Below are 25699 nucleotides of genomic sequence, written 5' to 3'. Positions count from 1 at the left end.
AGAGTGACGCATGCCGATCGATCCGCACGCGCTGCTCGCCGTCGCCCGCGAAGAAGCCGAACTGGGCAAGGCCGAAGGGGGCGTGCCGATCGGCGCCGCGCTGTTCGACACCGCGGGCACGCTGCTGGGCCGCGGGCACAACCGGCGGGTGCAGGACGGCGACCCGTCGATGCACGCCGAGACCGCGGCGTTCCGCAACGCCGGCCGCCGCCCGCACTACCGCGACACCATCATGGTCACCACGCTCTCGCCGTGCTGGTACTGCTCCGGGCTCGTCCGTCAGTTCGGTATCGGGCGCGTCGTCATCGGTGAGGCCGAGACGTTCCACGGCGGTCACGACTGGCTCGCCGGGCTCGGCGTGGAGATCACCCTGCTCGGCGATCCCGGCTGCACCGCGCTGATGACGGAGTTCATCGCCGCGCGCCCGGACCTGTGGTTCGAGGACATCGGGGTCGAGAAGTCCGAACAGGACAGTGTTTGACCGAAAAGCAGCCTTCAGGAGCCGGTATGCCGTCATCCGTTCCGCTCGTGGACCTTTCGCCGTGGTTCGCGGGCACTTCCGAGGGCCGGGCCGAAGTGGCGGGCCGGATCGACCGCGCGCTGCGGGAGTCCGGCTTCCTGCTGGTCACCGGGCACGGCGTCCCGGACGACCTGCGCCACCGGACGCGCGAGCTGGCGCGGGAGTTCTTCGCGCTGCCCGAGGACGTCAAGCAGCGCTACGCCGTCACGGTCGGCGGCCGCGGCTGGCTGCCGCCGGGCGTCGAGGCCAACGGCTACGCCGAGGGCACCGAGACGCCACCGGACCTCAAGGAGTCGTACTCGGCGGGCGCGGACACCCGGACCGGCGTCGCCGAGGTCGACGGGTTCTGGTTCCAGCCCAACGTCTGGCCGCACGAGGTGCCCGGCCTCGCCGAGACGGCGACGGAGTACATGCGCCGGATGCGGGCGCTCTCGGACCACCTGCTGGAGATCTTCGCCGCGGCGCTCGGCCTCGCCCAGAGCCACTTCACCCGGCACACCGGCCACCCGACGTACACGTTCAACATCAACTGGTACCCGCCGATGACGCACGTCGGCCCGCCGGCGCCGGACCAGTACCGGATCGGCCCGCACACCGACTTCGGCACGGTGACGGTCCTCGACCGCCAGGCCGGGCTCGGCGGCCTGCAGGTCTGCACGGCGGACGGCGAGTGGGAGGACGCCCCGTTCCACCCGGAGGCGTTCACGGTGAACATCGGCGACCTGATGGCCCGCTGGACGGGCGACCGCTGGCGGTCCACCCGTCACCGCGTCCTGCCCCCGCCGGCGACGGCCCCGGACGAGGACCTGGTGTCGTTGATCTTCTTCTACGAAACCGACCACGACGCGCGGATCACGTCACTGGCGCCGCCGCTGGGGACGCGGACCTACCCCGAGGTGATCGCTTCGCAGTACCTCAAGGAAAAGCTCGACGCGATCACGATGAGCTGACGTCCGGTTCGGCGCAGACCGTCCGGTTCCGGCCCGCCGCCTTCGCCCGCAGCAACGCCTGTTCCGCGGCCAGCAGCGCGTCCGCGAGCACGCCGTCGGCCGCGCAGTCCGCCACGCCGATCGACACCGTCACCCCGACGAACTGCGGGCCGTCGCCCGAGGCCTTCAGCGCGACCAGCGTCGAGCCGATGCGGAGCCGGATGCGCTCGGCGATCGCCATCGCGTCGAACCGGCCCGTGCCGGGCAGCAGCACCGCGAACTCCTCGCCGCCCGAACGGCCCACCAGGTCGGCGGCGCGGACCTCGTCGCGCAGGGTGCCGGCGACCGCGCGCAGGACGGCGTCGCCGATGCGGCCGCCGTAGCGGTCGTTGAGCAGGCGGAAGTGGTCGAGGTCGAGCAGCAGCACCGCCGGGCCGGGGCCGTGGCCGCCGAGCCGGTCCAGGCGGGCTTCGGCGGCGCCGCGCCAGGACGCGGCCGTCAGCACGCCGGTGCCGGGATCGAGGGTGACGTGGTCGCGGCGGCCGGCGCCCAGCCCGCCGCGGTGCAAGACGACCGTGGCCCCGGCCAGCAGCGGGACCAGCAGCGGCGCGGCGACGACGGCCCAGGCCAGCGGGAGGCCGAACGCCGTCATCGCGGCGTCGAAGGCGTGCCCCGGCGCGGCTTCGCGCGGACGGCGGGGCCCGTCGGCGCCGGTCACGAGCGCGGCGTTCACCGCGAGGAACACCAGCCCGGCGGCGGTGAGCAGGAGGACGGTCCGGGCGCCGAGGACGTCGCCGAGCGGGCGGACACCGGTCGCGGTGAGGAACGCGCCGGCGGAGAGACCGGCCAGCGCCGTCGCCGCGGCGCCGAACACCTGCCGGTGCACGGGTTTTCTGCGGACCCGGAACCACTGGTGCAGTGCGGAGAGCACGACCAGCGCGACGGCGAGCCCCGGCCGGAGCACGAGCACCCCGGCGAAGATCCACGGCGTGTCGACGCCGGGGCCGAGGAGGGTGTCCTCGCGGTGGCGTTCGACCGGCCGCGCGAGTTCCGCCGACACCAGCATCCCGGCCGCGAGCAGCGCGAACGGGGTCAGCATCGCGGCCAGCGGCGGGAAGCGGACGGCGGCGAGCACGACGGCGGTGACGGCGAGGACGTCGACCCCGACGAAGTACCAGACCTGGCCGCGGCGCGGCAGCCGCCACAGCGCCCACTGCCGCGGGGACCGGTGCTGCAGGACGAGGGCGGACAGGAACCGGCCCGGGCGGCGTCCCCCGCCGGCGGCGACCGTGGAATCCCCCACCATTTCGGCAAAGTAGCCGGAATGCGGGCCCGTGTCGATCCGCCTTCAGGGGAATTTCACATCGGCGGCCCGTGGGTCATTTTCCGACCGCCGGAGGGTTGACACACAACATTGGTCCAGTCCACTGTGTGATGGCACACCGCGCTCCTCCCGGGTTGATCCCGCCGCCTCAAACCGGAGGTGCTCCACCCTGCGTTTCCGGAGGACTTCCATGCAAACAGTGCGCCGTCTCCTCACCCTCGCGGCCGCGGCTTCGGCCGCCCTGGCCACCGCCGTCGGCCTCGCCCCGCAGGCCATGGCCGCGGTCGACCCCGTGCTCGCCTCGCCCTACCTGTACCAGTGGGGCGGGCAGACCAGCCCGACCGCGGCGATGTCCGCCACCGGCGTGAAAGCGTTTACCCTGGCCTTCGTCCTGTCCGACGGGACCTGCAACCCCAAGTGGGACGGCAGCCGGTCGCTGACCGGCTCCGACAAGACGATGATCCAGAACATCCGCAACGCCGGCGGGGACGTGATCCCGTCCTTCGGCGGCTGGTCCGGCACGAAGCTGGGCTCGAAGTGCACGTCGGCCTCGGCGCTGGCGGGCGCGTACCAGAAGGTGATCGACGCCTACGCGCTCAAGGCGATCGACCTCGACATCGAGAACACCGACGAGTTCCAGAACGCCACGGTCCAGGACCGCATCCTCAACGCGGTCAAGCTGACCAAGCAGAAGAACCCGAACCTGCGCGTGGTGATCACGATCGGCACCACCACGACCGGCCCGGACACGTGGGGCAAGCGCCTGATCAACCAGGCCAAGGCGATCGGCGCGGGCGTCGACGTCTGGTCGGTCATGCCGTTCGACTTCTCGAACGGCGGTGACATGGCCGCCATGACGAAGTCGGCGGTCGACGGCCTGAAGAACCAGCTCAAGACCACGTTCGGCTGGAACGACGACACCGCCTACCGGCACAGCGGCCTCTCCTCGATGAACGGCAAGACCGACAACGCGGGCGAGACCGTCACGGTGGCGAACTTCAACTCCATCCGCAGCTACGCGGCGAGCCACCACCTGGCCCGCTTGACGTTCTGGGCCACCAACCGCGACTGCAGCGGTGGCGGTGAGTGCAGCGGCATCACCCAGGACAAGTACGCGTTCACCAAGATCGTCGCCGGTTACACCGGCTGACGCCACGAACCCGTAGTGGAGCTGTCGGGGGCCCTCTCACCGGCATCGGGGTCGGTGAGGGGGCCTTCGCGGGTCAGCGCCGCCAGCCACCGCAGTAGTAGGGGTTGCACTGGTACGGGTTCCAGTCGTAGGACGGCTTCGTGGTCGACGGCGGCGGGGGCGGCGGCGGCAGTTCGATCGTCACCGTCGGGGTGGGTGTCGGCGTCTTGCGGGCGTGCATCACCACCGGCGACGGCGTGCTGGTCTGCGTCGGCGCGGCCACCACGGTCGACGACGGCACGGCGGTCGCCGGCTGCAGCTGCGGGAACTGCGTGGAACCGGGCACGGGATCCGGCCGCGTCGCCAGCACGAGCACGAGCCCGCCCAGCACGACGATCACCGCGGAGGCGAGCGCCATCCGCGCCGCCCCGCTCGGCCCGGCTGCCGGCTCGACGTCGCGACGCGCGGCCAGTTCGGCGGCGCGCGACCCGGGCTTGCGCGGCCGCGCGCCGGTCTGTCTGAGCAGTTCGTCGACCGTGACCCGGTCCCGTCGCCTGCGCGCACTGCGCGTCATGCACGACCTCCACCTGATACCCCCGCCACCGCGCTCGCCCGCGGCCGCATGATCCCGGTGGATAGTAGAAACCCTTGCGGCAATTGTAAACGCGCTGATCGCAGCGGTCTCGTTATCGTTTCGAGACAACCGGATCGCGTTCCCGGCCGTAGCCGTCAACGAGCCGCGAACCGCCTCCGCAGGCCGGCCACCCGCCGCGTCACCGGGGCGAACTCCGGCAGCTTCAGCAGCGCCAGCCGCCGCAACCCGCCGCGAACTCCGGCAGCCTCAGCAACGCCAGCCCCCGCCCCGGCAACCGCCCGCCAACCCGCAACCAGACCACAGCCCCCAACCTCAACGAGCCGCGAACCGCCTCCGCAGGCCGGCCACCCGCCGCGTCACCGGGGTGAACTCCGGCAGCTTCAGCAGCGCCAGCAACCCGAACGGCACGGCCATCCCGAGCAGCCCCTGCACCGGCAGCTTGATCCACGCTGCCGGGATCACGCCGAGGGACGACGGGACCGCGTGGCCCGCCAGCACCGCCGCCACCACGCCGAGTGCGCTCACCGACAGCGTGATCAGGCCGACCCGCAGGGACCGCTTGCTGCGCAGGTGCCCGAGCCGGACCCACAGCCAGACCTGGCCGAGGACGGCGCCGACCACGAAGCCGGCGCCGTTGACCAGCATGACGCCGTAGACCACGTGCTCGCCGTCGAGCAGGCCGCGGCAGGCCAGCAGCAGCGGGATCTTCACCGCCGTCATCACGAGCATGATCAGCGTCGGCGTGCGGGCGTCCTTCATCGCGTAGAACACCCGCAACTGCAGCATCACCAGCGCGAACGGCAGCAGCCCGACCGCCGAAACGGCCAGGGTCTGGCCGAGCCGCTCGGCGTCGTCGAGGGTGCCGCGGCCCCAGGTGAAGATCGCGATGCCGATCGGCGTGCCGACCACGGCCAGCACCGCCGAAATCGGCACGAACAGCACCGTGGACATGCGGGAAGCGAGCGAAAGGTCGCCGACGAGCGAGACCGTGTCGCCGTCCGCGGCGGCGCGGCTCATCCGCGGCATCAGCGCCGTCAGCAGCGAAACGCCGAGGATGCCGTACGGGAGCTGGAAAAGCAGGGACGCGTAGCTGTACGCCGTGACGCCGCCGCTGTTGCCGCCGGTCAGCACCCTCGTCGTGACGACGAAGCCGACGTGGCTGACGACGACGTAGCCGAGGATCCACGCGGCGAGCCCGCCGAACTCCTTGATCCGCGGGTCGAAGCCCCAGCGCCAGCGGAACCGGAACCCGGTGCGCAGCAACGCCGGGATGAGCACGACGGCCTGCGCGACGATGCCGAGCGTGGTACCGAGGCCGAGCACGAGCAGCTTCGGGTCGCTCATGCGGACCGGGTCGAGGGTCAGCTCCCCCGGCACGACGGCGAACACGACGAGCGTGCCGGTGACGACGACGTTGTTCAGCACCGGCGCCCAGGCCGGCGGGCCGAAGACGTTCTGCGCGTTGAGGATGGCCGAGAGCAGCGCGAACAGGCCGTAGAACAGGATCTGCGGCAGCAGCAGGTACGCCAGCGCGGTGGTCAGCGCCGGGTTCGCCGTCGGAGACGATTTGTCGACGTAGAGCGCGGTGAACAGCGGGGCGATCGCCACCGCGACGGCCGTGCCGACCACGAGCAGCACCAGCGCCATCGTGATCAGCCGCTGCGTGTAGGCGCGGCCGCCGTCCGGGTCGTCGTGGGAGCGGACCAGCAGCGGCACCACGACACTGGCCAGGACGCCGCCGAAGAGCAGTTCGAACACGATGTTGGGCAACGTGTTCGCGACGGTGAAGGAGTCGTTGACGACCCCGGCCCCGACCACGGCGGCGAGCAGCAGCTTCGCGACGAACCCGGTGACCCGGCTGACGGCCGAGGCAACGGCCATCCGGCCGCTGGAGCGGGCCAGCGACGAGCCGGCGCCTTCCCCGCGCCCGGCGCTGACCGGCGAAGCGGGCGGCCGCGCGACGATCTGGCCCGCGAACTCGTCGTAGGGCCGCCGGGAGACGTCGAGGTCACGGGTCGGCCAGTGCGGCCCCCGCAGCTCGCTCGGGAGGAAGACCGTGGCCTCGTCGTCCGCCGGTGGTGGGTGCATGGGGTAAGCCTGCCAGGTCCCCCGACCCCGAAGATATCGAACAGGTGAGCGACTTCACGACCGTGCGTGACGCCGCCCGGGCAGCTCAGGCGGCGACGGTGATCGCCAGCGCGGCGCGGCCTGCCTCGGTCAGCTCGGCGTCGACCCGGCCGGTGGCGCCTTCGACGGCGGGACGGAGGTAGCCGCCGTGGGCGAGCGCGTGCGCGGTCATCTGATCGCAACAGGCGAATCCGTCGATGAAGAGGTCGGGCTCGCAGCTGCACGACATCTGCGCACGACCCGCGGCCACCGCCTTCAGCATGGCCATCGCGCGGTGGGTGAGCTCGACTCCTGAACCGGACACCGGACTTGCCTTTCTCTTCGCCACTACAACGGGTTATTCGCCCGTTGGGCCGATTGTGTTACTTACGGCACTATGACGCTTGGGACGCGGGTGAGGTTCCGTCCGGTCTCGGAACCTGACTCAGGCCAGCCGCAGCTCCAGGGTCCGCGCCCACTCGCGCACGATCTGGCGCCGCCGTCGGGTGTCGTCCGTCAGGAGGTTCGCCAAGCCCAGGCCCCGGGCCAGGTCCAGGGTGGCCTGGACCAGCTCGCGGACCCCCGGCCGGGACTCGTCGACGCCGAGGAGCTCCACCGTCACGCGGTGCGCCTCGCGGCCGACCCTGGCCTCCAGGGGCACCAGCACGTCGCGGAGGGCGTCGTCGGTCGCCGCCACCGACCACAGCTGGAGGGCCGCGCGGAACAGCGGGCCCGTGTAGAGGTTCAGCACCATCTCCACGACGCGCTCGATGCGGGACGCGCCGTCCGGGAGGCCGGCCGCCTGGGCTCGCAGCTCGTCGATCTGGGCCTCGCCGAGCAGGTCGACCGCCGCCACCACGAGGTCCTCGCGGGCCGGGAAGTGGTGCTGGGCCGCGCCGCGGGAGACGCCGGCGCGCTCGGCGATCCCGGCCACCGTGACGCCGTGCCAGCCGCGCTCGCCGAAGCTGTCGAGCGCGGCCTCGACCAGCCGCCGCCGCGTGGTGCGGCTGCGTTCCTGCTGGGGTTCGCGGATGCCGGTCAAGCCGGGTCCACCCAGAAGTCGAGCTGGAGGTCCTCCTCGGTGCCGCCGACGCGGTACTTCGCGAAGTCCGTGACGCCGGCCGCGCGCAGGACCTCATCGTCGAGGAAGAAGTTGCCGGTGGTTTCCCGGCTCGGCCTGGTCAGGATCACGTGGGCCGCGTCGGCCATGATCTCCGGCGTCCGGCTGCGCGAAGCCAGTTCCGCGCCGACGACGTTGCGGATCGCCGCGGTGTCGATCGTCGTGCGCGGCCACAGCGAGTTCGCCGCGATCCCGTCGCCGCGGAGCTCCGCCGCGAGCCCGACGGTCACCAGGCTCATCGAGTACTTGGCGATGCTGTAGGCGAGGTGGCCGGCGGTGAACCACTTCTCGTCGAGGCTGATCGGCGGCGACAGCGTCAGGACGTGCGGGTTCGCCGCCGCGCGCAGGTGCGGAATGGCCAGCTTGGACAGCAGGAACGTGCCGCGGGCGTTGATGTCCTGCATCAGGTCGTAGCGCTTCATGCTGACCTGCTCGGTCGGCGTCAGGTCGATCGCGCTCGCGTTGTTCACCACGACATCGATCCCGCCGAACTGCTCGACGGTCTTCGCCACCGCCGCGGCCACGCCGTCGTCGTCGCGGACGTCGCCGAGGATCGGCAGCGCGTGCCCGCCCGCCTTCTCGATCGCCTCCGCGGCCGTGTAGATCGTGCCGGGCAGCTTCGGGTGCGGTTCGGCGGTCTTGGCCAGCAGTGCGACGTTCGCGCCGTCGGCGGCCGCCCGCAGCGCGATCGCCTCGCCGATACCGCGGCTGCCGCCGGACATCAGGATCGTCTTTCCCGCCAAAGTGGACACAGCGACCCTCCTAGGGCCTGTATCGAAGTCGGTCAGAGCCATTCGTCGATGGCGGCGATGTGGACGGTGGCTTCGTAGCGGACAGCGAGCTTGTCGTATCGGGTAGCTACCCCACGGTGGCGTTTGAGCCGGTTGATGCCGCACTCCACAGCGTGACGCTGTTTGTAGGTTTCGGGGTCGAAGGACGGTGGCCGGCCGCCCTTGGACCCCTTGGCCTTGCGATGCGCATCCTGGTCGGCCTTGCTCGGGATCGTCGCTTTGATCCCACGTTTGCGCAGGTGGGCCCGGTTGGCCTTGGAGGTGTAGGCCTTGTCCGCCAGCACCCGGTCCGGACGCGTCCGCGGCCGCCCACCACCGGACAGCCGGGGCACCCGGATCCCGGCCAAGACGGGAATGAACTGCGGGCTATCGCCACGCTGCCCGGCGGTCAGCACGATCGACAACGGCTTCTGCCCCTGCTCACAGCCCAGATGCAGCTTCGTGGTCCACCCACCCCGGGACCGCCCCAACGCGTGATCCGCTGGCTCGACGGTGACCCCGCCCGGCGGCTCGGCCTGCAGATCCCCCTTTTCCGCGCACCCGCGGCATGCTGATGAGCCCGCGCGATCGTGGAATCCACACTGACATCCCACGTGATCCGCCCCTTGGCTTCGGCCAGAGCCTGCAACGCGGTCAGAATCCGCTGCCAGACACCAGCCCGCTGCCACCGCCGGAACAGCCCATACGCCGCTGACCAGGACCCATATCTCTCAGGCACGTCCCGCCACGGCGCCCCGGTGCGTCCCCGCCACCGGATCCCGTCGATCAGCTGCCGTCTGCTCCACAACGACGGTCGCCCAGGCCGCTTCGGCTCGGGCAGCAACGGCTCCAGCGCTGCCCACTGAGCGTCGGTCAGGTCGAACCGCCCCGCCACCGCTAGGGTGTCCACGAGGTCTCCGGTGTTCAGGTTCTTCTTGGTCGACGAACCAAATACCGGAGACCTCACCCATTTCAGCCGCCGACACGCCCAACACGGTCAACTCCAGCTCAACCTGCCGAAGACAACTTCGATACAGGCCCTAGTAGGACTTCGGGAGGCCGAGACTGTGCTGGCCGACGAAGTTGAGCACCATCTCGCGGCTGACCGGCGCGATCCGGCCCAGCCGCACCGCCGTCACCAGCGTGCCGAGACCGTACTCGGTCGCCAGGCCGTTGCCGCCGTGGGTCTGCACGGCCTGGTCGGTGGCCCGGATGGCGACCTCGGCGGCGGCGTACTTCGCCATGTTGGCCGACTCCCCCGCGCCGAAGTCGTCGCCGGAGTCGTAGAGCGACGCCGCCTTCTGCGTCATCAGCTTCGCGAGCTCCAGCTCGATCTTGATCTCGGCCAGCGGGTGCGCGAGGCCCTGGTGGGTGCCGATCGAGGCGCCCCAGACCTGCCGCTCGTTGGCGTAGCCGACGGCCTTGGCCAGCGCGTACCTGGCGATGCCGAGGGAGAACGACGCGCCCATGATGCGTTCCGGGTTGAGACCGGCGAACAGCTGCGCGATCGCCGCGTCCTCCTCGCCGACCAGCGCCTCGGCGGGCAGGTGGACGTCGTCGAGGAACAGCGAGAACTGGTTCTCCGGCGCGACGATGTCCATCGGGATCTTCGTGTACTCGAAGCCCGCGGTGCCGGTCGGGAGGATGAACAGCGCGGGCTTGAGCCGACCGGTCTTCGAGTCCTCGGTGCGGCCGACGACGAGCACGGCGTCCGCCTCGTCCACCCCGGAGATGTAGACCTTGCGTCCGTTGAGGACCCACCCGCCGGCGTCGCGGCGCGCGGTGGTGGTGATCTTGTGCGAGTTCGACCCGGCGTCCGGCTCGGTGATCGCGAAGACCATCCGCTTGGTGCCGTCGGCGATGCCCGGCAGCCACTGCTTCTTCTGCTCGTCGGTGCCGAACCGGGAGATCACGGTGCCGCAGATGGCCGGCGAAACGACCATGAGCAGCAACGGCGACCCCGCGGCGGCGAGTTCTTCGAGCACCGCGGCGAGGTCGGCGATGCCCGCGCCCCCGCCGCCGTACTCCTCGGGGATGTTGACCCCGAGGTAGCCCAGGCGCCCGGCCTCGTCCCAGAGTTCGTGCGTCTTCTCGTCCGCACGAGCTTTGCGGGCGTAGTACTCGTGCCCGTACTTGGCGCCCAGCTCGGCGACGGCCTTGCGAAGCGCGATCCGCTCCTCCGGCTCGACGAAGTTCATCGCGTTCATTCTGCTTCTCCCACCACGGTGTCCGATTGCGCGTCTCCGACGACGGCGAGGATCGTGCCCACTTCGACCTGCTGTCCCACTGTCACCGGCAGTTCCGCCACCACGCCGTCGGCGGGCGCGGCGATCCGGTGTTCCATCTTCATCGCTTCGAGCCACAACAGCGGGTCGCCCGCCTTGACCGGGTCCCCGGCCTGCACGGCGAGCCGCACGACCGTGCCCGGCATCGGCGCGACCAGCGACCCGGCAGCCAGCGCAGCGTCCGGGTCGGCGAACCGCGGCGCCGCCGTGAGCGCGACCGACCCGAGCGTGGAGTCCACATAGGACACGCCATCGTGGCGGGCGACGTCGAACGCGCGCCGCACACCGGCCACGTCCAGGACCACCCGGCCCGGCTCGGCGCTGACCAACCCGGTCTCGAAGCCATCGGCGCGCAGGCCGTCCCGGGTCAGCGAGTAGACGACCTCGTACTCGCGGTCGGCGACGGTGAAGACCTTGCGCTGCCCGGCCGAGCGGACGTTGCGCCAGCCGCTGGGCAACCGGCCCTGCGTAGTGGCGCGCGCACGGTTGCCCGCCGCGTCGGAGAGGGCCGCGGCGAGGGCGGAGAGCCGTTCGGTGTCGGGTGTGGCCAGCGGCGCGGCGAGGGTGTCGAGGCCGTGGCGGTCGAAGAACGCCGTGTCAGTCTCCCCGGCCAGGAACGCCTCGTGGCGCAGGATGTTCACCAGGAGGTCGCGGTTGGTGACGACACCGTGGATCTTCGCCGCCGCCAGCGCTTTCGCGAGCCGCCGGGCCGCCTCGGCGCGGGTCGGGGCCCAGGTGATCACCTTGGCGAGCATCGGGTCGTAGTGGACGCCCACCACCGAGCCGGTCTCGAACCCGGAGTCGAGCCTCAGCCCGGCGCCTTCGGTGAACGTCCGGTCGACGTCGGGCACTTCGAACGTGTGCAGCGTCCCGCTCTGCGGCTGCCACCCGGCTGCCGGGTCTTCGGCGTAGAGCCGGACCTCGATGGAGTGGCCGACGGTCGGCGGCGGGTCGGCCGGGAGCCGCTCGCCCTCGGCGACCCGCAGCTGCAGGGCGACGAGGTCGAGGCCGGTGACGTTCTCGGTGACCGGGTGCTCGACCTGCAGCCGGGTGTTCATCTCGAGGAAGTAGAAGCGGCCGTCGGGCCCGGCGAGGAACTCGACCGTGCCCGCACCGACGTAGTCGATCGCCTTCGCGGCCTTGCGCGCGGCGTCGAACAGCTCCTCGCGCATGGCCGCGTCGACGAACGGCGACGGCGCTTCCTCGACGACCTTCTGGTGCCGGCGCTGGATCGAGCACTCCCGCTCCCCCACCGCCCACACCGTGCCGTGGGCATCGGCGAGCACCTGCACCTCGATGTGCCGCCCGGTCTCCAGGTACCGCTCGCAGAAGACGGTCGGGTCGCCGAACGCGGACCCGGCCTCGGCGCTCGCGCCTTCCACCGCCTCGGCCAGCTCGCCGAGCGAGCGGACCACGCGCATCCCGCGGCCGCCCCCGCCGGCGGACGCCTTGACCAGCAGCGGCAGGTCGGCTTCGGTGACCGAGTCCGGGTCCAGTTCGGACAGCACGGGCACCCCGGCCGCGGCCATCAGCCGCTTGGACTCCACTTTGGAGCCCATGGTCTCGATGGCTTCCGGCGGTGGCCCGACCCACGTCAACCCGGCGTCGAGGACGGCACGGGCGAACGCGGCGTTCTCGGACAGGAAGCCGTAGCCGGGGTGGACGGCGTCGGCGCCGGTCTCGGCCGCCGCCTTGACCAGCAGCCCGGCCCGCAGGTACGTCTCGCTCGGCGCGTTGCCGGGCAGCCGGACGGCCGCGTCGGCCTCGAGGACGTGCGGCGCAGCGGCATCGGCGTCGGAGAACACCGCGACCGTGCCGATGCCGGCGTCGCGGCAGGTGCGGAAGACGCGGCGGGCGATCTCGCCGCGGTTGGCGACCAGCAGGTTCTGGATCATCGCTCGCTCACATCCGGAAGACGCCGAAGCCCTCGGCGCCCTTCACTGGTCCATTGTGGATCGCGGACAGGCTCAGCCCCAGCACGGTGCGGGTGTCGCGCGGGTCGATGATGCCGTCGTCGTAGAGCATGCCGGAGAGGAACATCGGCATCGACTCGGCCTCGATCTGGCCCTCGACCATGGCCCGCATGGCCTTGTCGTGCTCCTCGTTGTACTCCTGGCCACGGCTTTCGGCGGCCGCGCGGGCCACGATGGACAGCACGCCGGCCAGCTGCGCCGGGCCCATCACCGCGGACTTCGCGCTCGGCCACGCGAACAGGAACCGGGGATCGTAGGCGCGGCCGCACATCCCGTAGTGCCCGGCGCCGTAGGAAGCTCCCATGAGGACGGACAGGTGCGGCACCTTCGAGTTCGACACGGCGTTGATCATCATCGCGCCGTGCTTGATGATGCCGCTCTGCTCGTACTCCTTGCCGACCATGTAGCCGGTCGTGTTGTGCAGGAACACCAGCGGCGTGTGGATCTGGTTGGCCAGCTGGATGAACTGCGCGGCCTTCTGCGACTCCTCGCCGAACAGCACGCCCTGCGCGTTGGCCAGCACACCGACCGGGTAGCCGTGGATGCTCGCCCAGCCGGTGACGAGCGACGACCCGTAGAGCGGCTTGAACTCGTCGAAGTCGGAGCCGTCGACGACCCGGGCGATGACCTCGCGCGGGTCGAACGGCACCTTCAGGTCGGTCGGGACGATGCCGAGCAGGTCCTCGGCGTCGTACAGCGGCTCGGCGTAGTCCGGCTTCGGCGTCGGCCCCTGCTTGGTCCAGTTCAGCCGCTTGACGATGTTGCGGCCGAGGCGGATCGCGTCCTGCTCGTCGACGGCCAGGTAGTCGGCCAGGCCCGAGGTGCGCGCGTGCATCTCGGCGCCGCCGAGCGACTCGTCGTCGGACTCCTCGCCGGTCGCCATCTTGACCAGCGGCGGCCCGCCGAGGAACACCTTGGCGCGTTCCTTGACCATCACGACGTAGTCCGACATGCCCGGCAGGTACGCGCCGCCCGCGGTGGAGTTGCCGAAGACCAGCGCGATCGTCGGGCAGCCCGCGGCCGACGCCCGCGTGATGTCGCGGAAGATCCGGCCGCCCGGGATGAAGATCTCCTTCTGCGTGGGCAGGTCCGCGCCGCCGGATTCGACGAGGTTGATCGACGGCAGCCGGTTCTGCGCGGCGATGTCCGCGGCCCGGAAGCTCTTCTTCGTCGTCCACGGGTTGCTCGCGCCACCCTTGACCGTCGGGTCGCTGGCCGAGATCAGGCACTCGACGCCTTCGACGACGCCGATCCCGGTCACCAGGCTGGCGCCGACGCGGTAGTCGGTTCCCCAGGCCGCCAGCGGCGACAGCTCCAGGAACGGCGAGTCCTCGTCGAGCAGCAGCTCGATCCGCTCGCGGGCAAGCAGCTTGCCGCGCTTGCGGTGACGCTCGACGTACTTCTCCCCGCCGCCGGCCACGGCTTTGGCGTGCTCGGCGTCGATTTCGGCGAGCTTCTCCAGCATCGCCTCGCGGTTCGCGCCGAACTCGGCGGCCCGCGTGTCCACTGTGGACCTCAGAGCAGTCACGACGTGTATCCCAATCGCTTCGCGGCCAGGCCGGTGAGGATCTCGGTGGTGCCGCCGCCGATGCCGAGGATCCGGACGTCGCGGTAGTGGCGCTCCACTTCGGACTCGCGCATGTAGCCGAGGCCGCCGTGCAGCTGGACGGCCTCGTTGACCACCCATTCGGCGGCCTCGACGGCGGTGTTCTTGGCGAAACAGGCTTCGGCGATGACTTCCTCGCCCGAGACGTGCCGGATCGCGGCGTGCCGGGTGTAGGTGCGGGCGACGTCGACCTTCCGCGCCATCTCGGTGAGCTTGTGCTGCACGACCTGCCGCGAGATGAGCGGGCGGCCGAACGTCTCGCGCAGCCGGCACCAGTCCAGCGTCAGGTCGAGGGCCCGCTGGGCGTGCGCGTACGCCTGCACGGCCAGCGACAGCCGTTCGGTGACGAACTGGGTGGCCACCTGCGCGAACCCGCTGTTCTCGGCGCCCACCAGGTTCTCCACCGGTACCCGGACGTCCACGTAGGACAGTTCGGCGGTGTCGGAGCAGAGCCAGCCCATCTTGTCGAGCTTGCGGCTCACGGTGAACCCCGGCGTCCCGCGTTCGACGACGATCAGCGAGAGCCCGTGGGCGCCGTCGCCGCCGGTGCGCACCACCGTCGTCACGAAGTCGGCGCGGCAGCCGGAGGTGATGAACGTCTTGGCGCCGTTGATGACGTATTCGTCGCCCTCGCGGACGGCGGTGGTCCGGATCCCGGCGACGTCGGAGCCGCCGTCCGGTTCGGTGACGGCGAGGGAGCCGATCTTGGCCCCGGCGAGGGTGGGCCGCACCCAGCGTTCGACCTGGACCGGGTCGCCCGCCTCGGCGATGTGCGGGACGGCGATGCCGCAGGTGAACAGCGAGGCGAACAGCCCGCCGGAGCCGCCCGCGTAGTGCATCTCCTCGGCGACGACCAGCGCGTCGAGGTAGTTGCCGTCGCCCCCGCCGATCTCCTCGGGGAAGGCCACGCCGAGCAGGCCGAGGTCACCGGCCTTCCGGTGCAGGTCGCGGGGCAGCTCGCCGGCGCGCTCCCACTCGTCGAGGTGCGGCAGGACCTCCTGCTCGACGAACCGGCGCACGGTCTTGCGCAGCTCGGCCCGTTCGGGCGTCCGGAAGGGATCGGTCACAGCAGGACCTCCGGCACGTCGATCTCCCGCGACCGCAGCCACTCGCCGAGGGCCTTGGCCTGCGGGTCGAACCGCGCCTGCGACGCGACGCCCTCGCCGAGGATGCCCTCGACGACGAAGTTCATCGCGCGCAGGTTCGGCAGCAGGTAACGCGTCACCGGCAGGCCCGCGGTCTCGGGCAGCAGCAGCTTGAACTCGGCGACGGTCAGCCGGTGCACCAGCCACCGCCAGGCTTCTTCGGAGCGCACCCAGACGCCGACGTTGGCGTTGCCGCCCTTGTCGCCGCTGCGCGCACCGGCGATCGTCCCCAGCGGGACCCGCCGCACCGGGCCGTGGTCGAGCGGCTCGGGCAGCGCCGGTTCATCCACTTCGGACAAGTCCTGAGTGGACGCCGAGGGCGCTATGTCGACACGCATACCGTCCGGCAGCACGGCCACGTGCGGCACCTGGCCGGCGTCCACATAGGCCGCGGTGTAGACGCCGTAGGGCGAGGCGTCCGACGGCGGGGCGGTGACGTGGAACCCGGGGTAGCTGGCCAGCGCGAGTTCGACGGCGGCGCCGGTGAACGCCCGCCCGGCGACCTTCGGGTCGGCGTCCTTGACGGCGACGTGCAGCAGGGCGCTGGCGGTCTGCTCGGTGTCGGCGTCGGCGTGGTCGGTGCGCGCGAGGGTCCAGCGGACGTCGGCGGGCGGCCGGTCCTTGAGGGAGGCTTCGAGCTGTTCTTTCACGAGGGCGGCTTTCGCCTCGATGTCGAGTCCGGTGAGGACGAACGTCGTTTCGTTGCGGAACCCGCCGAGGCGGTTGAGCGCGACCTTCAGCGTCGGCGGCGGTGCCTCCCCGCGGACGCCGGAGATGCGGACGCGGTCCGGCCCGTCCTCGGTCAGAGTCAGCGTGTCGAACCGCGTGGTGACGTCGGGTCCGGCGTACCGCGCGCCGGTGATTTCGTAGAGCAGCTGGGCGGTGACGGTGCCGACGGTCACCACACCCCCGGTGCCCGGGTGCTTGGTGATCACGCTGGACCCGTCGGCCTCGATCTCGGCGATCGGGAAGCCGGGCACGCCGATGCCGTGCTCGGTGAAGAAGGCGTAGTTGCCGCCGGTGGCCTGGGCACCGCACTCGATGACGTGCCCGGCGGCGACCGCGCCGGCGAGCGCGCCGAAGTCGTCGCGGGCCCAGCCGTAGTGCGCGGCGGCCGGGCCGACGATGACGGAGGCGTCGGTGACACGGCCGGTGACGACGACGTCGGCGCCCGCGTTCAGGCATTCGGCGATGCCCCAGGCGCCGAGGTAGGCGTTGGCGGTCAACGGTTTCCCGAGGTCCAGCTCGTCGGCCCGTCGGACGAGGTCATCGCCCTCGACGTGCGCGATCTTGACGTCGAGGCTCAGTTTGTTGGCGAGCTCCCGGAGCGCATCGGCGAGCCCGGCGGGATTCAGCCCGCCCGCGTTGACGACGATCTTGACGCCCTTTTCCTGCGCCAGCCCGAGGTTTTCTTCCATCTGGCGGAGGAAGGTCTTGGCGTAGCCGCGGGTAGCGTCCTTCATCCGGTCGCGGCCGAGGATGAGCATGGTCAGTTCGGCCAGGTAGTCGCCAGTCAGGACGTCGAGCGGGCCGCCGGTGAGCATCTCCCGGACGGCGGAGAACCGGTCGCCGTAAAATCCGGACGCATTGCCGATGCGATACGTCATGCGAACTGCCCCGGCTTCCGCCCGTTCCCGGGCGGCCCGGCGAAGGCCTGCGCGACGCTGAGCCACTCCTCGACGTCGGCGCCGTCGGCGACCAGATCGGTGTCGGCGGGATGCCGCCGCTGGGTGACGACGAGGCAGAAGCCGAGCGCGCTGCCGGTGAGTTTCTGCGCGGCGTCCTCGGGCCCGAACGCCCAGGTCTCACCGTCCGGCGCGGTGAGTTCGACGCGGAACTCCTCGGCCGGCGGCGCGAGGGAGTTGACCTTGTAGGCGAAGTCGCGCGTCCGCGTGCCGAAGCGGGCAATGTGCCACAGCCGCGCGGTGGGTTCGCGGGTCAGGCCGAGCGCGTCGAAGATGTCCTGGCCGTGCGCCCAGGTCTCCATCATCCGCGCGGTGGCCATGGAGGCGGCGCTCATCGGCGGCCCGTACCAGGGCAGCTTCTGCCCGTCCGGCACGGCTTTCAGGGCCTCGGCCAGCTGCGTACGGCCCTCCCGCCAGTCTTCGAGGATCTCCTGCGGCGGCCGCTGCGCGCCTTCCGCGGCCCCGTCGTCGACGTAGGTCTCGCCGGCTTTGAGGAGCTCTTCGACCTCGGCCTGCCAGTTTTCCGGGTGCGCGGCCGCGATCAGCGCCTTGCGGTCGGTCCAGGCCAGGTGGGCGACCTGGTGCGCGATCGTCCACCCTTCGGCGGGTGTCGCGCGCGCCCAGTCGGCCGGGGGCAGTGCCGCCACCACGTCGTCGATCGTCCGTGTCTCCGCGTCGAGATCCCCGAGGATCACGCCGAGGTCCGCCATCGCCCGCCTCCTTGCGTCCGTGGCCAGCGTGGCACCGGTCCGGAGAAAAATCAAGCACGCCTGATTGTTTCGCCCTCGACGCTGCGGCCACACGCCTGCCAGGTTCGAGCGCCGACACAAGGGAGAAGGGAGCGGCACGAGGCCGAGATGAATACACCGAGACGGCCGTGGCGACTTCCGACCCACCCTCCCGCGCACTGGCCGCGATCGTCGAATAGCGGAACGACGACAGACCGGATCATGGAGATCATCAAGAACTACGCCCGGGAGGGACGGGCACTCGTCGCGGCGGTGCACCACGGCGGCCCGGCGCTCGTCCGACCCCGCGGCCACACTATTGACATCTTGCCAGTAGCGCCTGCCTGCAATAGCTTCGTCGCATGGCCGACTACGCCGAGATCACCTACGCCGTCGAGGACCGGGTTGCCACCGTGACCCTGAACCGTCCCGAGGCGCGCAACGGCTACACGATCCGGATGGCCGACGAGCTCGGGGCCGCGATGGACCGCGCCGACCGGGACGAGGATGTCCGCGTCGTCATCCTGACCGGGGCCGGCAAGGACTTCTGCGTCGGCGCCGACCTGTCGCAGGGCGGCTTCGACTTCGATCCGGCGACCGGCCCGGACGCGGCCTGGCAGGAGCCCGCCGGGCGGTGCTCGAAGCGGATCTTCACCATGAACAAGCCCGTCATCGCCGCCCTTCACGGCGCCGCGGTCGGCGGTGGGCTCACCATCACGCTCTCCTGTGACTACCGGCTCGCCTCCGAAGACTCGCGGTTCGGCCTGGTCTTCACCCGCCGCGGGATCTACCCCGAAGGCGCGTCCGCCTGGTTCCTGCCGCGGCTCGTCGGGATGGGCACCGCGCTCGACTGGATGATCAGCGGGCGTGTCTTCGATGTCGCCGAAGCACGCGAAAAAGGCCTGGTGCACAAGGTTTTTCCCACCGGAACCGTGGTGGGCGAAGCACGGAAGCTCGCGCGGGAGATCGTCGAGACGACCGCGCCGGTGTCGGTCGCCGTCACGCGGCAGCTGCTCTACCGGATGGCGAGCGCCGAGTCGCCGTTCCCCGTGCACGAACTGGACTCGAAGCTGATCGGCGGGCTCGGCGCGAACCCGGACGCCGTCGAAGGGGTCATGTCGTTCCTGCAGAAGCGGCCGCCGTCGTTCGGCATGCGCGTCGAGAAGGACCTGCCCGGCTACCTGCCCTGGCTGGAGAAATGACCGCCTATCCCCCGCAGCCCTGGCACCTGGTCGCCGACGCGCACCTGTCGCTCTGGCGGGTCCCCGCGCGGGACGTGCACCCGGGCGCGCTGTCCGTCGCCGGGTACACCACCGTCTTCACCGCCTGGATCGCCTACCGCGAGCCCGGGCAGCTCAGCTACCACGAGCTGCTCGCCGCCGTCCCGGTGCGCGGGAAGCGGACCACCTGCACGATCACCCAGATCTGGGTCGACTCCGAGGTCTCCCTCAGAGGCGGGCGCGAGCTGTGGGCCATCCCGAAGGACCTCGCCGCCCTGCAGTTCACCGACCGCACCTACACCGCGGCCACCGGGGACGACTGGATCGCCACCGCGGCCTTCACCCCGCGGCCGGGCTCGCCACTGGCGCTCCCCACCCGGTTCGACGTCCGTCAAGGCCACGTCCGGACGCCCGTCGGCGCGAAGATCCGGCCCCGGCTCGCGACGGCCGACTGGTCGGTCAACGCCCACGGCCCGCTCGGCTACCTGGCCGGCCGGCGGCCGTTCCTGAGCCTCGCCCTGCCCGGCGCCGAGCTGCGGTTCGGGGCCTGAGCAGCACCTCTGGGTGATCACGTCACCTCGCCAGAGTGAACTCACGACACGCCATCTGGGGTCCCGCGCGCACCCCGACCCCAACATGTAGTCTCTCAACACCGGCAGCCCCCAGCGACGGGGAGACCGCTGCGGAGGGTCGCCGGGCAGCATCGGAGAAACCGCAGCGCACGGCCTCATGCGGCCGTGTGGCGATCGAACGCGCCCGAAAACTTGGAGACACGCATGTCAGTCGAAACCGGTCAGCGGCCCTCCGCTGCCGACTCACCCACCGCGATCCGGGTCATCCGGCGGGACGGCAGCGTGTCGCCGTTCGACGCCGGGAAGATCTCGGTCGCGCTGACCAAGGCGTTCCTCGCGGTCGAGGGCGGCGACGCCGCCGCGTCCTCCCGCGTGCACCACGTCGTCGCCGAGCTGACCGAGCAGGTCGAGGCGTCCCTGCTGCGCCACGCCGGCCCCGAGACCGCCCTGCACATCGAGCAGATCCAGGACCTGGTCGAGCTCGCCCTCATGCGCGGCGAGCACCACAAGGTCGCCCGCGCCTACGTCCTCTACCGCGAGGAGCGCGCGAAGGCCCGCGAGGCCGCCAAGCCGGCCGCGGCCGAGGTCGCGCTGAACGTCAAGGGCACCGACGGCGTCCTGCGCCCGCTCGACTGGGCCCGCGTTTCCCACGTCGTGGGCGAGGCCGTCGCCGGCCTGGACGACGTCACCGCCGAGCCGGTCTTGGCCGAGACCAAGCGCAACCTCTACGACGGCATCAGCGCCGACGAGCTCGCCCTGGCCCAGATCATGGCCGCCCGCGTGCTGGTCGAGCAGGAGCCGAACTACTCCTACGTCTCCGCCCGGCTGCTGCTGGACAAGCTGCGCGGCGAGGCGCTGAGCTACCTCGCGCAGAAGCCGCGTCAGGCCAGCCAGGACGAGATGGCGGCCGAGTACCCCGCGTACTTCCGCGCCTACCTGCGCCGCGCGATCGAGCTGGAGCTGGTCGACGGCGAGCTGCAGCGCTTCGACCTGGACAAGATCACCGCCGCGATCCGCCCCGAGCGCGACCTCGACTTCGGCTTCCTCGGCCTGCAGACGCTGTACGACCGGTACTTCCAGCACCACGACGGCACCCGCTTCGAGCTGCCGCAGGCGTTCTTCATGCGTGTCGCGATGGGTCTCGCCATCCGCGAGGACAATAGGGAATCTCGTGCCATTGAGTTTTATGAGCTGCTGTCGAGCTTCCACTTCATGGCCTCGACGCCGACGCTGTTCAACTCGGGCACCACGCGCCCGCAGCTGTCCTCCTGCTTCCTGACCACGGTGGACGACGACCTGGACTCCATCTTCCAGGCCTACAAGAACAACGCGCTGCTGGCGAAGTACTCGGGCGGCCTCGGCAACGACTGGACCCCGGTCCGCGGCCTCGGCGCGCACATCAAGGGCACCAACGGCCAGTCGCAGGGCGTCGTGCCGTTCCTCAAGATCGCCAACGACACCGCCGTCGCCGTCAACCAGGGCGGCAAGCGCAAGGGCGCGGCGTGCGCGTACCTCGAGACGTGGCACGTCGACATCGAGGAGTTCCTCGACCTGCGCAAGAACACCGGTGACGACCGCCGCCGCACCCACGACATGAACACCGCGAACTGGGTGCCGGACGAGTTCCTCCGCCGCGTCGAGGCCGACGCGCAGTGGACGCTGTTCTCGCCGAACGAGACGCCGGACCTGCACGACCTGTACGGCAACGAGTTCGCCGCCCGCTACCGCGAGTACGAGGCGAAGGCCGAGCGCGGCGAGATCAAGGTGTTCCGCCGCGTCCGCGCGGTCGACCTGTGGCGCCGCATGCTGACCATGCTGTTCGAGACCGGCCACCCGTGGATCACCTTCAAGGACCCGTGCAACCTGCGCTCGCCGCAGCAGCACGTCGGCGTCGTGCACTCGTCGAACCTGTGCACCGAGATCACGCTGAACACCAACAGCGAAGAGGTCGCGGTCTGCAACCTCGGCTCGGTCAACCTGCTCAAGCACGTCACCCCCGAGGGCCTGGACACGAAGCGCCTCGAGAAGACCGTGCGCACCGCCGTCCGCATGCTGGACAACGTGATCGACATCAACTTCTACACGATCCCGGAGGCGCGCCGCTCCAACCTGCGCCACCGGCCGGTCGGGCTGGGGCTGATGGGCTTCCAGGACGCGCTGTTCGAGCTCGGCCTGCCGCTGTCGTCGGAAGCCGCCGTGCAGTTCGCCGACACGAGCATGGAGCACATCTCCTACTACGCGATCTCGGCGTCGACCGACCTCGCCGAGGAGCGCGGCCAGTACCAGTCGTTCGAGGGTTCGCTGTGGAGCAAGGGCATCCTGCCGATCGACTCGATGCAGCTGCTCATCGACGCGCGCCAGGGTGACAACCTCGACGTCGACCTTTCGACCACGCTGGACTGGGCGCCGCTGCGCGAGCGGGTCAAGACCGTCGGCATGCGCAACTCCAACGTGATGGCGATCGCGCCGACCGCGACGATCTCCAACATCTGCGGCGTCGGCCAGTCGATCGAGCCGCTGTTCCAGAACCTGTACGTCAAGTCGAACATGTCCGGCGACTTCACCGTGGTGAACCCGCACCTGGTCCGTTCGCTCAAGGCGCGCGGGCTGTGGGACGAGGTCATGGTCAGCGACCTCAAGTACTTCGACGGCAGCCTCGGCCAGATCGACCGTGTCCCGGACGACCTGAAGGCGCTGTACGCGACGGCGTTCGAGATCGAGTCGAAGTGGCTGGTGGACGCGGGTTCGCGGCGCCAGAAGTGGATCGACCAAGCGCAGTCGCTGAACCTCTACATCGCGGCGCCGAGCGGCCGCAAGCTCGACCAGCTGTACCGCTACGCGTGGCACAAGGGCCTCAAGACCACGTACTACCTGCGCGCGCAGTCCGCGACGCACGTGGAGAAGAGCACCCTGCGCGGCACCGACGGCAAGCTGAACGCCGTCTCGGCCACGCCTGCTCCCGCCGCGGCCGCCCCGGCTCCGGCCCCGGCGCCCGCGCCGACGCCCGCTCCGGCCCCCAAACCCGAGCCGGACGTCGACTTCGTGGCCACCGAAGGCGCCGCCTGCCGCATCGACGACCCCGACTGCGAAGCCTGCCAGTAAGGAACCCTGGAACATGACCAACGTGGAGACGACGGACGCGACCGGCCTCGGGGAGATCGAGGTCGGCGCCGCCCGGATCAACGTCGACGACAAGCGCATGATCAACGCGCGCGCCGACGTCAACCAGCTGCTGCCCATGAAGTACAAGTGGGCGTGGGAGAAGTACCTGGCCGGCTGCAACAACCACTGGATGCCGACCGAGGTCGCCATGCAGGCCGACATCGCGCTGTGGAAGTCGCCGGACGGCCTCACCGAGGACGAGCGGCAGATGCTCAAGCGCAACCTGGGCTTCTTCGCGACCGCGGAGTCGTTGGTGGCCAACAACATCGTGCTCGCGGTGTACCGGCAGATCACCAACCCCGAGTGCCGCCAGTACCTGCTGCGCCAGGCGTTCGAGGAGGCCGTGCACACGCACACCTTCCAGTACATCTGCGAGAGCCTCGGCCTGGTCGAGGGCGAGCTGTTCAACATGTACCGCGAGGTTCCGTCCATTTCGGACAAGGACGCGTGGGCGCTGAAGTACACGCAGAACCTGGAGAACCCGGACTTCGAGACCGGCACGCCGGAGGCCGACCAGGCGTTCCTGCGTGACCTCGTGGCGTTCTACGTGATCTTCGAGGGCATGTGGTTCTACACCGGCTTCGCGCAGATCCTGTCGCTGGGCCGCCGGAACAAGATGGTCGGCATCGCCGAGCAGTACCAGTACATCCTGCGCGACGAGTCGATCCACCTGAACTTCGGCATCGACTGCATCAACCAGATCAAGATCGAGAACCCGCACCTGTGGACCGAGGAGTTCCAGGCCGAGGTGCGCGGGATGCTGCAGGAGGCGTGCGAGCTGGAGGTCAAGTACGCGCGCGACACGATGCCGCGCGGCATGCTCGGCCTGTCGGCGCAGCTGTGCGAGCAGTACATGCACTTCATCACCGACCGCCGCGCGCAGCAGATCGGCCTCCAGCCGATCTTCGGCGAGACCGAGAACCCGTTCCCGTGGATGTCCGAGGCGATGGACCTGAAGAAGGAGAAGAACTTCTTCGAGACCCGCGTGATCGAGTACCAGTCGGGCGGCGCCCTCGACTGGGACTGAGTTCCCGGTGAAGTCCGGCCCCGCCCTGGCGATCCAGGGCGGGGCCGTTTCACGTCGTCGCTCGCGCAGCCAGCTCCGCGACGGGCTCGCGGGGCGGCCACCACCGGAAGCCGAGTCCCTCCACGCTCAGGACGAGCCGCGCCGCGGCGAGCTCGACCCGGTAGACGGCGAGGAACTCCCGCCGCCGGGGCTCGGCCAGGTCGAACTCGGCCACCGCGGCGAAGGCCAGGGCCACGACCAACGAGGCGGACACGGGCGGCAGTTCGCTTTCGGCGACCTGCCGCACCGCGAGCAGCATGTTCCCCGCCCGGTCCCGGAGCGGGAGCTCGGCCATCAGAACGCGTAGCGGCGCACGGTTTCCGGGTGGAGCACGAGCCTGATCTGGTCCATGTCCCGGATCGCCTTCGCATCGGCCGCGCGGGCCGGGTCGTCGAGGTCCCAGTACCGGGCCGAGAGGCGCTGGGCCAGCTCCTGCGCGCCGTCGGGTTCCACCGCCATCCGGCCCTCGACCGACACCCAGCGCTCCCGCTCCCCCACCGGGGCCGCGACCACCATCGACGCGCGGGGGTCGCGGCGCACGCGGCGCACCTTGGGCGCGTCCGGTTCCGAGAACAGCTGGATCGTGCCGTCATCGGCCGCCTCGAACCACACGGGGCGGGGCTGGCCGCCGGCCACCGTCAAGAACCCGTGCAGGGGACGGCGGAGGAACTCGAGGTCATCGGAAGTCAGTGCGGTCATGTCCCCGATTCAACCGGCTCGGTGCGGACGATCCCATGGGTGAAACGCCGGAATCCCTGTCCGATCGTCTAACGTCGGGAGCGTGGACGACCTCTTCCGCGGCGTGCGGGCCCACGGCTCCCTCTTCGGCAGCTCGGCCCTCACCCCGCCGTTCTCCCTGCACTTCGTCGACGGCGCGCCGCTGACCCTGTGCACCGTCCTCTCCGGTGGCGGCTGGATCGTCCCCGAACTCGGCGAACCCGAGCCGCTGATCGCCTACGACACCGTCGTCGTGCGCGGGCCCCGCTCCTTCCGCTTCGTCGACGAACTCGGCACCGGCGCCGAGCCGGTCGCCTGCGGTGAGTACTGCGCCGCGCCCGAACTGGGCGGGACGCGGCACCGGCGCGGCTGGCGGGACGACGGCGCGGGCCCGACCACGCTGATCGTCGGCGCCTACCCGGCCGGCGGCGAGGTCAGCCGTCCGCTGCTGGACGCCCTGCCCGTCGTGCTGCGGGTCGCCGGCGGCGGCAGCGGGGACGCCGTGCTCGACCACCTCGCCGCCGAGGTCGCCGCCGACACGCCCGGGCAGCAGGTCGTGCTCGACCGGCTGCTCGACTGGATGCTCGTCTGCACCCTGCGCGCGTGGTTCGACCGGCCCGGCGGCGAGCCCCCGGCGTGGTGGACGGCCCAGCGCGACCCGGTGGCGGGCCCCGCGCTGCGGCTGCTGCACGACGACCCCGCGACGCCGTGGACGGTCGCCGCGCTGGCCGAGCGGGCCGGGGTCTCGCGCTCGACGCTGGCCAAGCGGTTCACCGACCTGGTGGGCGAACCGCCGCTGACCTACCTCACCCGCCGCCGCATGGCGCTCGCGGCCGACCTGCTGGCCGAGCGGCCCGCCGTCACCGTCTCGGAAGTCGCCCGCCTGGTCGGGTACGCCGACGCCTTCGGGTTCAGCGCCGCCTTCAAGCGGATCCGGGGCGTCACGCCGAGCGAGTACCGGAAACACGGCAGTCCACCCGAAGAGAGGGGCGCCGAGGTGTTGTCAGGTCGTCAACAAGGGTGCATCGTGGAGGGGTAGCCGATCTC

General features: G+C 70.9%; 23 protein-coding genes. 8 read left to right on the top strand and 15 right to left on the bottom strand.

The genetic code is table 11. From position 1 onward, the window contains the following. Nucleotides 1-10: 10 nt before the first annotated feature. Nucleotides 11-481, top strand: a complete 471-nt coding sequence (locus BLW76_RS18035; protein WP_091308729.1) for a nucleoside deaminase — start codon at nt 11-13, stop codon at nt 479-481. Between the two features lie 26 nt (nt 482-507). Beyond that, nucleotides 508-1470: an isopenicillin N synthase family dioxygenase gene (locus BLW76_RS18030; RefSeq protein WP_091308726.1), complete on the top strand. Its 963-nt coding sequence runs from the start codon at nt 508-510 to the stop codon at nt 1468-1470. Here BLW76_RS18030 and BLW76_RS18025 read toward each other — a convergent pair. Beyond that, nucleotides 1457-2755: a GGDEF domain-containing protein gene (locus tag BLW76_RS18025; RefSeq protein ID WP_091308725.1), complete on the bottom strand. Its 1299-nt coding sequence runs from the start codon at nt 2753-2755 to the stop codon at nt 1457-1459. The two genes, BLW76_RS18030 and BLW76_RS18025, sit on opposite strands and share 14 nt — an antisense overlap. A 208-nt stretch (nt 2756-2963) precedes the next feature. On the opposite strand from BLW76_RS18025, the gene BLW76_RS18020 reads away from it, so the two are divergent. Continuing rightward, complete coding sequence (locus BLW76_RS18020) at nt 2964-3923, top strand: chitinase (RefSeq protein ID WP_208613324.1); 960 nt, start codon at nt 2964-2966, stop codon at nt 3921-3923. Nucleotides 3924-3996: 73 nt separating this feature from the next. Here BLW76_RS18020 and BLW76_RS18015 read toward each other — a convergent pair whose 3' ends face one another. The 12 genes from BLW76_RS18015 to BLW76_RS17960 all read right to left on the bottom strand — a co-directional run bounded on the left by BLW76_RS18015 (nt 3997) and on the right by BLW76_RS17960 (nt 17897). Next, nucleotides 3997-4476 carry a hypothetical protein gene (locus BLW76_RS18015; protein ID WP_091308721.1) on the bottom strand — a complete coding sequence of 160 codons (480 nt, stop codon included), beginning with the start codon at nt 4474-4476 and terminating at the stop codon, nt 3997-3999. Between the two features lie 333 nt (nt 4477-4809). Further along, nucleotides 4810-6585 carry a murein biosynthesis integral membrane protein MurJ gene (gene murJ, locus BLW76_RS18010; RefSeq protein WP_091308718.1) on the bottom strand — a complete coding sequence of 592 codons (1776 nt, stop codon included), beginning with the start codon at nt 6583-6585 and terminating at the stop codon, nt 4810-4812. An 85-nt stretch (nt 6586-6670) separates the two neighbouring features. Further along, complete coding sequence (locus BLW76_RS18005) at nt 6671-6928, bottom strand: hypothetical protein (protein WP_091308716.1); 258 nt, start codon at nt 6926-6928, stop codon at nt 6671-6673. A gap of 120 nt (nt 6929-7048) precedes the next feature. Continuing rightward, a complete protein-coding gene (locus tag BLW76_RS18000; RefSeq protein ID WP_091308712.1) occupies nt 7049-7645 on the bottom strand; it encodes a TetR/AcrR family transcriptional regulator in 597 nt (198 codons plus the stop codon). Beyond that, entirely contained in the window at nt 7642-8475 is an 834-nt protein-coding gene (locus tag BLW76_RS17995; protein WP_091308709.1) for an SDR family oxidoreductase, read from the bottom strand. The genes BLW76_RS18000 and BLW76_RS17995 overlap by 4 nt, the downstream gene beginning before the upstream one ends. Nucleotides 8476-8507: 32 nt before the next feature. Next, nucleotides 8508-9388 (bottom strand): IS5 family transposase gene (locus BLW76_RS17990; RefSeq protein ID WP_425266054.1). Its coding sequence is split into 2 segments (ribosomal slippage): nt 8508-8995 and nt 8995-9388, totalling 882 coding nucleotides; the frame shifts between segments, so codons are not numbered across the junction. Between the two features lie 145 nt (nt 9389-9533). Continuing rightward, on the bottom strand, nt 9534-10700 hold the full coding sequence (locus tag BLW76_RS17985) for an acyl-CoA dehydrogenase family protein (RefSeq protein ID WP_091308706.1): 1167 nt from the start codon (nt 10698-10700) through the stop codon (nt 9534-9536). Next, entirely contained in the window at nt 10697-12673 is a 1977-nt protein-coding gene (locus tag BLW76_RS17980) for an acetyl/propionyl/methylcrotonyl-CoA carboxylase subunit alpha (protein ID WP_091308703.1), read from the bottom strand. The genes BLW76_RS17985 and BLW76_RS17980 overlap by 4 nt, the downstream gene beginning before the upstream one ends. Before the next feature lie 7 nt (nt 12674-12680). Beyond that, entirely contained in the window at nt 12681-14279 is a 1599-nt protein-coding gene (locus BLW76_RS17975) for an acyl-CoA carboxylase subunit beta (protein ID WP_208613323.1), read from the bottom strand. After that, nucleotides 14276-15424: an acyl-CoA dehydrogenase family protein gene (locus BLW76_RS17970; protein ID WP_091308699.1), complete on the bottom strand. Its 1149-nt coding sequence runs from the start codon at nt 15422-15424 to the stop codon at nt 14276-14278. Before BLW76_RS17970 ends, BLW76_RS17975 begins: the two co-directional genes overlap by 4 nt. Then, nucleotides 15421-17109, bottom strand: a complete 1689-nt coding sequence (locus BLW76_RS17965) for an acyclic terpene utilization AtuA family protein (protein WP_091308696.1) — start codon at nt 17107-17109, stop codon at nt 15421-15423. The genes BLW76_RS17970 and BLW76_RS17965 overlap by 4 nt, the downstream gene beginning before the upstream one ends. Continuing rightward, entirely contained in the window at nt 17106-17897 is a 792-nt protein-coding gene (locus BLW76_RS17960; protein ID WP_091308693.1) for a TIGR03084 family metal-binding protein, read from the bottom strand. The genes BLW76_RS17965 and BLW76_RS17960 overlap by 4 nt, the downstream gene beginning before the upstream one ends. A gap of 380 nt (nt 17898-18277) precedes the next feature. Between BLW76_RS17960 and BLW76_RS17955 the strand changes: the two genes are divergently transcribed. From BLW76_RS17955 to BLW76_RS17940, 4 genes are all read left to right on the top strand, one after another. Then, nucleotides 18278-19117 (top strand): enoyl-CoA hydratase-related protein, encoded by an 840-nt coding sequence (locus tag BLW76_RS17955; protein WP_091308691.1) that lies wholly within the window; start codon nt 18278-18280, stop codon nt 19115-19117. Next, nucleotides 19114-19686, top strand: coding sequence for an acetoacetate decarboxylase family protein (locus tag BLW76_RS17950; RefSeq protein WP_091308689.1), 573 nt, complete (start codon nt 19114-19116; stop codon nt 19684-19686). The genes BLW76_RS17955 and BLW76_RS17950 overlap by 4 nt, the downstream gene beginning before the upstream one ends. 225 nt (nt 19687-19911) lie before the next feature. Continuing rightward, complete coding sequence (locus BLW76_RS17945; protein ID WP_091308687.1) at nt 19912-22809, top strand: ribonucleoside-diphosphate reductase subunit alpha; 2898 nt, start codon at nt 19912-19914, stop codon at nt 22807-22809. A 13-nt stretch (nt 22810-22822) separates the two neighbouring features. Further along, a complete protein-coding gene (locus tag BLW76_RS17940; RefSeq protein ID WP_086847910.1) occupies nt 22823-23896 on the top strand; it encodes a ribonucleotide-diphosphate reductase subunit beta in 1074 nt (357 codons plus the stop codon). Nucleotides 23897-23945: 49 nt separating this feature from the next. Here the strand turns inward: BLW76_RS17940 and BLW76_RS17935 are convergent, their stop codons facing one another. Together BLW76_RS17935 and BLW76_RS17930 are read right to left on the bottom strand one after the other, a co-directional pair. Continuing rightward, nucleotides 23946-24230 (bottom strand): hypothetical protein, encoded by a 285-nt coding sequence (locus tag BLW76_RS17935; RefSeq protein ID WP_091308685.1) that lies wholly within the window; start codon nt 24228-24230, stop codon nt 23946-23948. Then, the gene (locus BLW76_RS17930; protein ID WP_091308682.1) at nt 24230-24634 is read right to left on the bottom strand and encodes a pyridoxamine 5'-phosphate oxidase family protein; all 405 of its coding nucleotides are present in this window, start codon (nt 24632-24634) and stop codon (nt 24230-24232) included. Before BLW76_RS17930 ends, BLW76_RS17935 begins: the two co-directional genes overlap by 1 nt. Nucleotides 24635-24716: 82 nt before the next feature. Here BLW76_RS17930 and BLW76_RS17925 point away from each other — a divergent pair, with 82 nt between their 5' ends. Next, entirely contained in the window at nt 24717-25691 is a 975-nt protein-coding gene (locus BLW76_RS17925) for an AraC family transcriptional regulator (RefSeq protein WP_091308681.1), read from the top strand. The last annotated feature ends 8 nt before the right edge of the window (nt 25692-25699 follow it).

The sequence above is a fragment of the Amycolatopsis tolypomycina genome (assembly GCF_900105945.1).
GTDB classification, from domain to species: Bacteria; Actinomycetota; Actinomycetes; order Mycobacteriales; family Pseudonocardiaceae; genus Amycolatopsis; species Amycolatopsis tolypomycina.
The sequence above is the reverse complement of the archived record's forward strand: the minus strand, read 5'-3'. Positions and strand labels throughout refer to the sequence as shown.

Bases quoted from the DNA above. Each gene is read 5' to 3' on its own strand.
- BLW76_RS18035 (WP_091308729.1), top strand. From the start codon at position 11: ATGCCGATCGATCCGCACGCGCTGCTCGCCGTCGCCCGCGAAGAAGCC.
- BLW76_RS18030 (WP_091308726.1), top strand. From the start codon at position 508: ATGCCGTCATCCGTTCCGCTCGTGGACCTTTCGCCGTGGTTCGCGGGC.
- BLW76_RS18025 (WP_091308725.1), bottom strand. From the start codon at position 2,755: ATGGTGGGGGATTCCACGGTCGCCGCCGGCGGGGGACGCCGCCCGGGC.
- BLW76_RS18020 (WP_208613324.1), top strand. From the start codon at position 2,964: ATGCAAACAGTGCGCCGTCTCCTCACCCTCGCGGCCGCGGCTTCGGCC.
- BLW76_RS18015 (WP_091308721.1), bottom strand. From the start codon at position 4,476: ATGACGCGCAGTGCGCGCAGGCGACGGGACCGGGTCACGGTCGACGAA.
- murJ (WP_091308718.1), bottom strand. From the start codon at position 6,585: ATGCACCCACCACCGGCGGACGACGAGGCCACGGTCTTCCTCCCGAGC.
- BLW76_RS17985 (WP_091308706.1), bottom strand. From the start codon at position 10,700: ATGAACGCGATGAACTTCGTCGAGCCGGAGGAGCGGATCGCGCTTCGC.
- BLW76_RS17980 (WP_091308703.1), bottom strand. From the start codon at position 12,673: ATGATCCAGAACCTGCTGGTCGCCAACCGCGGCGAGATCGCCCGCCGC.
- BLW76_RS17965 (WP_091308696.1), bottom strand. From the start codon at position 17,109: ATGACGTATCGCATCGGCAATGCGTCCGGATTTTACGGCGACCGGTTC.
- BLW76_RS17960 (WP_091308693.1), bottom strand. From the start codon at position 17,897: ATGGCGGACCTCGGCGTGATCCTCGGGGATCTCGACGCGGAGACACGG.
- BLW76_RS17955 (WP_091308691.1), top strand. From the start codon at position 18,278: ATGGCCGACTACGCCGAGATCACCTACGCCGTCGAGGACCGGGTTGCC.
- BLW76_RS17950 (WP_091308689.1), top strand. From the start codon at position 19,114: ATGACCGCCTATCCCCCGCAGCCCTGGCACCTGGTCGCCGACGCGCAC.
- BLW76_RS17945 (WP_091308687.1), top strand. From the start codon at position 19,912: ATGTCAGTCGAAACCGGTCAGCGGCCCTCCGCTGCCGACTCACCCACC.
- BLW76_RS17940 (WP_086847910.1), top strand. From the start codon at position 22,823: ATGACCAACGTGGAGACGACGGACGCGACCGGCCTCGGGGAGATCGAG.
- BLW76_RS17935 (WP_091308685.1), bottom strand. From the start codon at position 24,230: ATGGCCGAGCTCCCGCTCCGGGACCGGGCGGGGAACATGCTGCTCGCG.
- BLW76_RS17930 (WP_091308682.1), bottom strand. From the start codon at position 24,634: ATGACCGCACTGACTTCCGATGACCTCGAGTTCCTCCGCCGTCCCCTG.